This is a genomic window from uncultured Campylobacter sp., assembly GCF_905371695.1.
Taxonomy (GTDB): Bacteria; Campylobacterota; Campylobacteria; order Campylobacterales; family Campylobacteraceae; genus Campylobacter_A.
The window spans coordinates 1-10827 of the sequence record NZ_CAJPMA010000058.1 but is presented as its reverse complement, the minus strand read 5'-3'; the positions used below and the strand labels follow the sequence as shown (position 1 = coordinate 10827).

Here is a 10827-nt window from a genome sequence, read left to right as displayed (position 1 = left end):
TTTTTGCGGTAATAGACTTTGACGCGTATTACGAGGGCGAGGATCTAGTCGTAAATTACGTATTAATATTAAAACTAGGGCTAATTTGCGGGCTATACGCTCTAATGAAAATCAAGCCGCAAATTTTCGGCGCAAAAACGCTTGCTCTGCTTGCGGCGATCGCGATCGCGCTTTTTGCGGCATTCGGCGGCATCGATCCGATAGTAAATAGGCTATTATTTTACGTCACCGGTAGCACTTCTACTCAGGCATCGACGCTTCATTTTTTCGATACGCGCAGTACTGTCGTGGAGCTTATGGGTACTAGCTTTAATAAATTCGCAACTACCGCTAGCGGTAATACATTAACTCTCCTGCTATCCGTTGCGGGAGCGGTATTATTGCTAATTAAATTTCGTTCGTTTTTGTTAATAGCGCCGATACTCGGGCTTGGAGCGTTATCGTTTACCGGGGGCATAAGATTTATTATGTATGCCGCTCCAGTGCTAGCGTTTGGCTTTGGCTATTTCGTATATTTTATGCTAAATAGCGTAAAAATTCGCGCTTGGCTAAGAAACGTCGCTTTTGCTACATTTGTAAGCTTGATTTTATTTCCGAGTTTTAGTTATATCTTGCAGTATAGACCCGCCCCGTTAGTAGTCGGTAAAGCCGTGCAAGCGCTTGACGAGCTAAAAAATACGGCAAATAGAGACGATTATGCCCTTTCTTGGTGGGATTACGGCTATTTGATTAGATACTATGCAGACGTTAATACGCTTAGCGATCCGGGCGCGCAATCGGGAGAAGATAGCTTTCCGGTTAGCTTTTCGCTAATTAAAGATCAAATAGCGTCTGCGAATATGGCGCGCTTAAATACGGAATACGTCAAAATGCGATTTGATAGGAAATTCGACGAAAACGTTACGTCAACTTTGATACAAATGCAAAAAGACTACGGCGAGCCCGACGTTAATAAATTTCTAGCGTCGCTTGACGATAAAAATTTTAAGCTTCCCCAAAAAACGACCGACGTTTATTACGTTTTATTTTCGCAAATAGTCGACATGCTACCGCAAATCGTAAAATTCTCAGAGATTGACTTAACTACCGGTAAAAGCCTGGGCACGCCGCTATTTTACATGGGGCTTCCGTTTTCCGAGGGAGTTACCAATATAGACATAGGTAACGAATTTATACTGCCTAGTATGACGCCGGAATTTGTCGCTATTAAAGGCAAGCCGGCACCGGTCAATTCGTATCACTACGTACAGAGTCTAGACGGCAAGCTTGATACAAAATCGGTTACCGTCGATGGAAACGCTAAAATTTGCGTCGTGTTTTTAGCTGATTACAATAGAATTTTATTGCTAGACAAAAAGCTTTTCGACTCGACTTTCATTCAGTTATTTTTATTCGAAAATTACGACAAAGAGCTATTTGAGCCCGTTATTTTAGACCCTACGGTTAAAATTTATAAGTTATTAAAATAGTGTTATTAAATCTAATCAGCTCAATCATCGTTTTTATCGTTTCGATGGCGATAAATTTTTTTCTCACGCCGTTTATTCTTAAAAGCCTCGGCAACGAGGCTTTCGGCCTCGTGGGACTAAGTAACGCCGTAGTCGCGTACGCGGCGGTCGTTACCACGGCGATAAATTCCGTTAGCGGCCGCTTCGTGGCGTATGAGTGGCACGGCGGTCGCATCGAGTCCGCAAACGGTTATTACTCGTCCGTACTTGCGGTAAATCTATTTTTCTGCGCCGTTATCGCCGCCGCAGCATCGCTTTTTATATTAAATTTAGACCTTGTTTTAAGTGTCCCGCAAAACCTAAAATTCGACGTTACGCTTACGTTTATTTTTTACTTTATAAACTTTTGCGTCGGACTATTTACGGGCGTAGTTACCGTTTGCGCGTTCGTACGAAACAAGCTTTATCTGGTATCGGTTAGAAACGCCGCATCCAGCCTGCTTCTAGCCGCGCTTATCGTCGCGCTTTTTTATTTTTTCGCTCCGATGATCGCTTATATCGCGGCTTCGGCGCTTATTTGCGGGATTTTCGTACTAATTAGCACGATCTTTATGTCCGCTAGCATCGCGCCCGAGCTTAAATTTAGCTTCGCGCTGTTTGATTTTAATAAAGTAAAAGAGCTTGCGAGATCGGGCGTTTGGAATAGCTTTAACGCCCTAAACCACATACTTTTAACGGGCATGGATCTATTTATTTGCAACGTTTTTCTAGGTGCGAACGCCACGGGCGTACTCTCCGTCGCCAAGGTCGCGCCGCTTATTTTAGAGAGCTTTTGCGTGCAGATTAGTTCGAATTTCGCCCCCAAAATGGTGCAAATTTACGCTAGCGGCAACGTTAGCGCGCTGGTGGCGGAGAGCAAATTCGCTATGAAGGCGCTCGCTTTTACGATGAGCGCGCCGGCGGCTATTTTTGCGGCTTTCGGACGAGAATTTTACACCCTTTGGCTACCTTTTAAAAGCGCGGAGGAGATCGCGCTAATTTATAATTTAAGTATGATTTCGTTTGCGCCGGTGGTGCTAATTAGCTACGTTTACGCGCTTTTTAATCTTGATAGCGTGACTAATAAACTTCGCCGTCCGGCCGTCGCGAATACGATTTTAGGGCTTAGCGTGATCGCGGCGCAAATCGTGGTGCTAAAATTTACGGATTACGGAATTTACGGCGTCGTTATCGCGGGCGCGGCGCTTTATAGTGCGAGAATTTTGGGGTTTGATCTCATAAACGCGGCGCTAAATTTAGGCGTTAAGCTCACGACTTTTTACGGCGTCTATTTTAAAAATTTAGCGCTTTTTTGCGTCGTTTGCGCTTTATTTTTTTGGATACGAAATTTCTTGCAAATCACGAGTTGGACGGAGTTTATAGTCGTCTCGCTCTCTCTTTTGATCATGGGCTATGCTTTAAATTTATTTTTGATATTTAACGCCTTTGAGCGCGGCGTCGTCGTAGCTAAAATTTTAGGCAAATTTAAAAGGAAAAATCTATGAACTTGCCCGTTTTTCTAATCTCGTTAGATAAGGATACCGCCCGTAGGCAGCGCCTAAAAGAGCGCTTCGGAGAGTATGAAAATTTTACTTTAATAAGCGCGGTAGACGGGCGAATTATGAGCGCAAAGGAGTATTTCGCTCTTGTTATGCCTTCGCTACGGCTCCACGGTAGGCTAATGAGCCCCGCCGAGGTCGGCTGCACGCTCTCGCACGTAAAGGCTTACGAGGCGTTTATCGCAAGCGGCGAGCAGCGCGCGCTTTTTATCGAAGACGACGTGATAGGCGACGATGGCTGCGTAAAATTCGCCTTTGAAATGGCGCGCGAACTACCTTTAAACGGCGTTTTGCTTTGCGGTTGTCAAGACGGACTTCCCGCGCGATTTAGCGCATTCGGTAAAAGGATTAGGGATGCGCGAAATTTAAGCGCCGAGCGGCTGCCTACGCCTATAAACGGTAAGGATAGAAGCTTGTTTGCCGTCTTGCCGTGCTCTTACGGTGCGATTTGTAGCACCGCGGCCTACGTGCTGACGCGCGAAGCCGCGCAAAAGCTGTTAGATACGCATAAAGGCACGCTAAGCACGAGCGACTTATGGGATTATCTGCTACCAAAAAACGGGCTTAAAATGTATTTTTGCGATATTTTCGCGCATCCGACCGATCTTAGCGATTCAAACATTAACGCCGAGCGCGATTGGCGCGGCTATGCGGGGCTAAATTTAGCCGGGATTTTACGCTCGCTAATATACGTCTTAATAACGAGATTTGCGGCGATTTTTAGCGGATACGAGCGAATTTTTAAAAGGGGCTGCAATGAGCGAAGAGCCGCTAATTAGCGTAATAATACCGACGTTTAATCGCCCCGAGCTTTTAAAAAAGGCGCTAAATTCCGCGCTAAATCAAAGCTATAAAAACCTCGAAATAATCGTAACCGACGACGGCGCGGACGAGAGCGCGAACGAAATTTGCAAAAATTTCGCCGACCCTCGGATAAAATTCGTAAAAAACCTAACCCGCGCCAAAAGCCCCAACGGCAATAAAAATAACGGCTTTGACAACGCGAGCGGCGAGCTAGTATGCCTGTTAGACGACGACGACGAGCTGCTGCCGGACGCGATAAAGGGGTGCTTAAAATTTATAAAACAAGGATTTTCTTGCATATTTGCGGACTGCCTTTGCGAGATAGATGGCGCGCTGACGGATAAAATTTCAGGCTCGAGCCCCTACTTACAAAGCGGAGAAATGAGTAAAATCGACTATCACTGCGGGCGCGTCGGCGGCGAATTTTTTAAGCTGTTTAAGCGCGAATTTATCGAAAATTTTCGTTTCGACGAGCGAAGTTTCGGCGGTGAGAACGAGCTTTACATTCGCTTTTTCGAGCGGCGCGTTTATTATCTTAAAAAGCCGCTTTATATCTACCGCATCGCGCGCGCCGATAGCGCGACGCTAAACGCCGCAAAGCACGCAAGCGCCGTGGCGCACGCTTATTTAAAAACGGTTAAGATGTGCGAGGAGATCGCCTTAAAGCACGAGCCTAAATTTTTGGCGGCGCAATACAAAATGGCGGCTTATTACGCTAAAATGGGCGGTGATTACGCGCTTACGTATCGCTGTATTTTTAAAAGCCTTAGCGTAAAATTTAGTAAAGAAGCGTTCGTTTTTTTGCTAGTTAGCATACTGCCTAGCTCGCTTTTGCCGACGCTTTCAAAGCTTCGCGTAAAGCTAAAACGAAGGTTTGGAATATGAAAATTTTATTCGTAATTTCCACGCTTAGAGCGGGCGGCGCCGAGCGCGTAGCGGCGCTTTTGGCTTCAAAATTTAGCCTAGATCACGACGTTACGCTTTTAAAATTCGATAGCGCCAAGCCTTTTTACGAGCTTAGCGAGCGCGTAAAGCTCCTAAATTTAAGTTACGGAGCGGACGAAGCGGGGATAATCGGAAATTTTAAAAAGCGGTTGGGCAAAATTTTAGCGATTAGAAAAATTATAAAAGAGGGCAGCTTTGACGCGGCGATTTCTTTTTTAGACAGCACCAACGTCTTAGTTCTTGCGGCGGCATTAGGGCTTAAAACGCCCGTGATCGCGACCGAGCATACGAGCTTTGACGCGGGGATCGCGGCTAAAATTTACGAGGTTTTAAAGCGCCTGTTTTATCCGCGGGCAAGCGCGGTTAGCGTGCTAACCAAAACCGATGCCGCGCACTACGCGAAATACTGCAAAAACGTATTCGTCGCGTATAATCCGCTGTTTTTACGTCCCGCGCAAAAGCCCGCGCAAAAGCAAAACGCGGTCCTTTTCGTGGGACGATTAGTCGCCGTAAAAAACTGCGAAGCGTTCGTGCGGTTAGCGGCGAATTTTAGAGGCGGAGGCTGGGAGTTTTGCGTAGCCGGAGACGGCGCCGAGCGCGAGCGGCTAGAAGCTCTAAACCGCGAGTCGGGCGCGGGGGTAAAATTTTTAGGCAACGTCGCAAATATCGGCGAGCTTTACGCGAAGGCTAAAATTTTGGTCTCGACCTCGCGCGCGGAGGGTTTCGGAAACGCGCTAATAGAAGCGGCGGCGGCGGACGTAGCGCGCGTAGCTAGCAAAACCGGCGGCGCGACGGAGTTAATTACGGACGGATTTGACGGAATTTTGTACGAACAAGGCGACGAGAGCGCGCTTGCGGAGGCGGTACGAAATTTAATGCGCGACGAGGCGGTGCGAGAGAAAATTTGCGCGAACGCTAGGCTGCGGCTAGGGGAGTTTAGCTTGGATAAAATTTACGAGAGATGGACGGAAATTTTACGGTTAGTTTGCCGCCCTGCTGCGACGAAGTAAAATTTAAAGCAAGAAATACCGCAAAAGGAAAGAAATTTGAAAATTTTATTCGTCATCGCCAACCTCGCCAACGGCGGCGCCGAGCGCGTTTTAGCTGCGCTTTCGGGCGAACTTGCGAAAGATAACGAAATACATATCGCCGTGCTTGAAAAAGACTGCGGATTTTACGAATTTAGCGAAAAGATCGCGTTTCACCGCCTAAATTTTAAAGGCGGCGGACTAGGCGCTAGAATAGCTAAAATTTTAGCGCTGCGAGGACTTTTTAAAAGCGTAGAACCTGATTTAATTATCAGCTTTATCGACTGGACGAACGTGATTTGCGCGGTTGCTAATTTCGGTCTAGGATGCAAACACATCGCGACCGAGCACCACGCGAACGAATACCTAAAAAGCCCGAAATTTCGGTTTATCCGCGACCTATGCTACCGCCGCGCGGACGGGCTTAGCGTGCTTAGTAAAAGCGATTTTGAATACTACGGTTTCGTTAAAAAGCGCGAAATTTTGCATAATCCGTTTTTTATTAAGCAAAACGAGCAGAGAAATTTACGAAAAGAAAATATAATTTTAAGCGTCGGACGCCTAGAAGAGGTTAAAGATTATAGCACGTATTTTAGGGCGCTAGCAATGATAAAGCCTGAAATTTTAAACGGCTGGTCGGTGCAAATAGCGGGCGAAGGCGGCCTTGAAGCGAGGCTAAAAAAAGAAGCGCTAGAACTTGGATTAGACGTAGAATTTTTAGGACACGTAAAGGACGTCGCGCCTCTTTACGAGCGGGCTAAAATTTTCGTCATCAGCTCGGTTAGCGAGGGACTTTCAAACGCGCTAATCGAGGCGGGGTGTTTGGGCTGCGCGCGCGTTTCAAGCGATACCGTAGGCGGACGCGAGCTAATCAAAAACGGCGTGAACGGCGCGATTTTTGAAATCGGCAACGCAAGCGAGCTAGCACGAATTTTAAGCGAAATTTTAAGCGATGAGAGCTTGCAAAAGCGCCTAGGCGAGGCGGCTAAGGCGGACGCGGGCGAGTTTGAGCTAGAAAATATAATGAAAAAATGGCGAAAATTTATAGACGAGGTAATGCGAAAATGAAAAAATTAAGCGTATTTTTATACTCTATGGGGCCGGGCGGCGCCGAGCGCGTGATCTCGAATTTGCTGCCGTTTTTGGCTAAAATTTACGAGGTGCATTTGGTGCTGATGAGCGAGGTTGTCGCCTATGAGTTACCGGCGTCCGTGCGCGTGCATTTCATCGAAAAGAGCGACCCTTACGAAAAAAGCGCGAGTAAAAATTTTCGGTTGCTTTTCGCGCTGCCGTTGCTAACGCTAAAATACAAGCGTCTTTGCGAAAATTTAGGCATCGACGCGCATTTCGTCGTTATGAACCGCCCTTGTTACGTCGCACTTTTTGCGCGGATACTAGGGCTTAAAGGCCGCATGGTAATCCAAGAGGGCAGTTGCCCTAGCCGTATTTACGCGCGCGGGCTCAGCGGGCTGGTTAATCGCTCGCTAACGCGCCTGCTTTATCCGAGGGCCGATATGATCTTAGCCAACGCGCAGGGCAACGCGCGAGATTTACTGGAAAATTTTGCGACCCCGCCAGCTAAAACGAAAGTACTTTATAACGCTTTAAATTTGGAAGAGATCGCTAGGCTAAAAAACGAGCCTTTACAAGAGGAATTCCGCCCGTTTTTTATAAACATCGGACGGCTTGATAGCGGTAAAAATCAAGCTATGCTGATTCGCGCTATCGCCGCGATCAACGACCCGCGCGCGACTCTTGGCATACTAGGGAAGGGCGGCTTGCGAGAAGAGCTTCAAATTTTAATAGATAAACTAGGCGTAAGCGATCGCGTAAAATTGCTAGGCACCGATAAAAATCCGTTTCGCCGTATCGCGGCGGCGCGGTGCTTCGTGTGCGCTTCGCGGTTTGAAGGCTTTTCAAACGTGCTAATCGAGGCGCTTGCTTGCGAGAAAATGCTAATCTCTACCGATCATCTAACGGGCGCTAGGGAGCTAATAGGGGATGATAAATTCGGCTTGCTAGTACCCGTAGACGACGAAGCGGCGATGATAGAGGCTATGAAAACGGCGCTAAATAGCCCTCAAATTCGCGCGAAATACGAAAGCGTAGCTTACGAGCGGGCGAAGGATTTTGACAGCAAGCGGATCGCCGCGCAGCTAATAAAGTATTTAGAAGGCGGCGAAAATTTTGCGAATTTCGGAGAAAAAGATGAAGCTTAAAACCGCCAAAAAGCAAAATTCGGCGCAAGGCTTTGACGAAATTTTAGCGCCGAGCGCGCCGACTTCGGCTAAGACGGCTTGGGCGCTAATTGGCGCGGCGTTTGTTTTTAGCGTTCTTGCCAGGCTTTACTGGGTATTTTGGGCGGGAGAGTATCCCGAGTTTTTCTGGAACGGCGAGCTGATGATAAATACCAACGACGGTTACGTATTCGCCGAGGGCGCGCGCGATATGCTGGCGGGCTTTCATCAGCCCAACGACCTTAGTTTTTACGGTAGCTCGCTTAGTACGCTTACTTATTGGATCGTTAAAATTTTAGGCGTTAAAATCGAAACCGCGATGCTTTATCTAAGCGTAGCGGCGTCCTCTCTTATCGTCGCGCCCGTGATGCTTATCGCGCTTGAATACCGCGCGACGGCGGCCGGATTCGTCGCGGCTCTTTTAGCTAGCGTCGCAAATAGCTACTACAACCGCACGATGGCGGGATATTACGACACGGATATGCTTACTATCGTTTTACCAGTATTTGCGGTGTGGGGACTTATTCGAGTTTGCGAGCGCGGCCGCTTGAAATTTAGCGCGCCCGAAGGCGAAAGAAGCGCTAAAATTTCGCTTATTATAGCGCCCGTTTCGACGCTTGTTTATTTCTGGTGGTATCCGTCTAGCAGCTTTTCGCTTAGCGCGGCGATTACGGGGCTATTTTTAGTTTATACGCTGGTTTTTGAGCGTAAAAACGCGCTATTTTACGCGCAGTTAGCGATGCTTTTAATAGCTATTAGCGGCGCTTTGATTTGGCTTAAAATTTTGCTAATCGGCGGGTTTTACGCGGCTATTTTGACGCGAGATAGCGTTTTAAAATTTAAGCCCGTCCTTGCCGCTCTCATCGCGTCGTTCGGCGTTTTTGCGCTTTACGGCGGGCTAAATCCGATTATTTTTCAGGTGAAATTTTACCTGCTTCGAGCGACTCCGGATAGCGTAAGCGCGGGATTTAATTATTTTAACGTTAATCAAACTATTCAGGAGTCCGGGATCGTAGATTTTACGCTATTTTGCGAGCGTATAAGCGGGCACGTTTTAATTTTCGCCATCTCTCTTGCGGGCGCCATTTTTCTTTGTTTTAAACGCCGTTCGTTCGCGCTAAATTTAGCGATGCTGGCCCTTGGATTTTTAGCGCTTAAAGGCGGGCTTAGATTTACGATTTACGCCGTGCCCGCGATGGCGCTGGGCTTTGGCTACGTAGCGCTTAGCGCGATAAATTTTTTAAAGCTTAAAGGCGCCGCTTCTTACGCGTTTTACGCGCTAGCGGCTGTTTTAGCGCTCGTCGCGCCGCTTAAACATATTTACGATTACAAAGCTACGCCCGTTTTTACGCAAAACGAAGTCGCGATTTTAGATAGGCTAAAAAGCATCGCCGGGCGCGAGGATTACGCGCTTGCGTGGTGGGATTACGGATACGGTATTAGGTATTATTCAGACGTTAAAACCCTGATCGACGGCGGCAAGCACCTGGGCGCGGATAACTACGCCGTAAGCTTCGCTCTGGGCGAAAATCAAACGCGCTCCGCGAATATGGCGCGCCTAGACGTCGAATATACCGAGCGAAATTTTAACGAGAAATTCGGCGAAATTTTGCCTAAAATTGTAGCCGATACGGGCGCGGGCGACATCGACGAGTTTTTAGCGTCGCTAGGAAGCAAGGACTTCGCTTTGCCGCGAAAAACGCGCGAAATTTACTACTATCTGCCGTATAGGATGATAAATATTTTCCCGACCGTACTACAATTCTCGCGCCTAAATTTAAAAGACGGCGCCGAGCTTAAAGGCGGATTGTTTTACGCCTCGAACAAAATCTCAAATAGCGGCGGTAGGATCGTAGCGGGATCTGGATTTAGCGTGAGCGGCGATTTAAAAAATCTATTTTACGGCGGCTCGAAATTTGCTTTAAATACCTTCTACGACGTATCAGGCGAGCCGGGCGCGCTTAAAATAGACGAGTATAAAAACGATGCGAATTCGCAGTTTTACGCGATTTTATTAAGGCAATACGGCAAGATGGTAATCCTCGACGAAGATACGCTAAATTCGGCGTTCGTGCAGCTTTTTATGTTCGAGCGTTTCGATAGCGAACTGTTTGAGCCCGTGATCTTGGAAAACGAAGCCAAAATTTATAGGCTAAAAAGATGAAAAATTTAAAGTTAAAATTCGCTCGCGGCTTTGCGGGTAAAATTTTAAAAAGGACGCAAAATGGCTAGGATAGGCTTTCTCTCTCACGCCGATATGAGCATCTACTTTTTCCGCGCGCCGATAATGCGCGAGTTAAAGCGGCTCGGGCACGAGGTTTTCGCTATCGCTCCAAAGGGCGACTACACGGATAGGCTAAAAAGCGAGTTTAACTGCGTGACATACGAGCTTGACCGCGCGAGCCTAAATCCTCTAACCGTGCTTGAAAACTCAAAAAAGCTGGCCGAGATTTTGCGCGGGCTAAATTTAGACCTACTGCAAACCTCGGCGCATAAATCAAACGTGTTTGGCACCTTTGCGGCTAAAAAAGCCGGCATAAAGTGCGTGATAAATTTAGTCGAGGGGCTGGGTAGCTTTTATATCGATAACGACCTAAAAACCCGTCTGGTGCGCGCCGCGATCGAGACGCTTTATAAAAAAGCGCTAAAAATGAGCGACGGCTGCGTGTTTGTCAACGAGGCAGATCCGGCGTATTTTTTGAGTCGCGGTTTGATAGCCGAGGAGAAAATTTTTAAGATAAAAAGCGTGGGCGTGGATACGCTCAAA

8 protein-coding genes and 1 pseudogene are annotated in these 10827 nt (G+C 47.4%); all 9 read left to right on the top strand.

All coding sequences use genetic code 11. The features are described from left to right. On the top strand, window positions 1–1469 hold a 1469-nt coding region (locus QZ147_RS06235; RefSeq protein ID WP_295148270.1), incomplete at its 5' end, for an acetyltransferase. Continuing rightward, window positions 1469–2992, top strand: coding sequence for a polysaccharide biosynthesis protein (locus QZ147_RS06230; RefSeq protein ID WP_295148269.1), 1524 nt, complete (start codon window positions 1469–1471; stop codon window positions 2990–2992). The genes QZ147_RS06235 and QZ147_RS06230, both read left to right, overlap by 1 nt. Beyond that, the gene (locus tag QZ147_RS06225; protein WP_295148267.1) at window positions 2989–3825 is read left to right on the top strand and encodes a glycosyltransferase family 25 protein; all 837 of its coding nucleotides are present in this window, start codon (window positions 2989–2991) and stop codon (window positions 3823–3825) included. The genes QZ147_RS06230 and QZ147_RS06225 overlap by 4 nt, the downstream gene beginning before the upstream one ends. Further along, on the top strand, window positions 3803–4735 hold the full coding sequence (locus QZ147_RS06220) for a glycosyltransferase family 2 protein (RefSeq protein ID WP_295148265.1): 933 nt from the start codon (window positions 3803–3805) through the stop codon (window positions 4733–4735). The genes QZ147_RS06225 and QZ147_RS06220 overlap by 23 nt, the downstream gene beginning before the upstream one ends. Continuing rightward, window positions 4732–5805, top strand: a complete 1074-nt coding sequence (locus QZ147_RS06215; RefSeq protein ID WP_295148264.1) for a glycosyltransferase — start codon at window positions 4732–4734, stop codon at window positions 5803–5805. The genes QZ147_RS06220 and QZ147_RS06215 overlap by 4 nt, the downstream gene beginning before the upstream one ends. A 36-nt stretch (window positions 5806–5841) precedes the next feature. Then, window positions 5842–6891 carry a glycosyltransferase gene (locus QZ147_RS06210; protein ID WP_295148261.1) on the top strand — a complete coding sequence of 350 codons (1050 nt, stop codon included), beginning with the start codon at window positions 5842–5844 and terminating at the stop codon, window positions 6889–6891. After that, window positions 6888–8042, top strand: coding sequence for a glycosyltransferase (locus QZ147_RS06205; RefSeq protein WP_295148259.1), 1155 nt, complete (start codon window positions 6888–6890; stop codon window positions 8040–8042). The genes QZ147_RS06210 and QZ147_RS06205 overlap by 4 nt, the downstream gene beginning before the upstream one ends. After that, window positions 8032–10224, top strand: coding sequence for an STT3 domain-containing protein (locus QZ147_RS06200; protein WP_295148256.1), 2193 nt, complete (start codon window positions 8032–8034; stop codon window positions 10222–10224). The genes QZ147_RS06205 and QZ147_RS06200 overlap by 11 nt, the downstream gene beginning before the upstream one ends. 60 nt (window positions 10225–10284) lie before the next feature. Next, a pseudogene (pglA, locus tag QZ147_RS06195) lies at window positions 10285–10827 on the top strand (N,N'-diacetylbacillosaminyl-diphospho-undecaprenol alpha-1,3-N-acetylgalactosaminyltransferase); the annotation flags it as partial.

Bases quoted from the DNA above. Each gene is read 5' to 3' on its own strand.
- QZ147_RS06215 (WP_295148264.1), top strand. From the start codon at position 4,732: ATGAAAATTTTATTCGTAATTTCCACGCTTAGAGCGGGCGGCGCCGAG.
- QZ147_RS06200 (WP_295148256.1), top strand. From the start codon at position 8,032: ATGAAGCTTAAAACCGCCAAAAAGCAAAATTCGGCGCAAGGCTTTGAC.
- QZ147_RS06225 (WP_295148267.1), top strand. From the start codon at position 2,989: ATGAACTTGCCCGTTTTTCTAATCTCGTTAGATAAGGATACCGCCCGT.
- QZ147_RS06205 (WP_295148259.1), top strand. From the start codon at position 6,888: ATGAAAAAATTAAGCGTATTTTTATACTCTATGGGGCCGGGCGGCGCC.
- QZ147_RS06220 (WP_295148265.1), top strand. From the start codon at position 3,803: ATGAGCGAAGAGCCGCTAATTAGCGTAATAATACCGACGTTTAATCGC.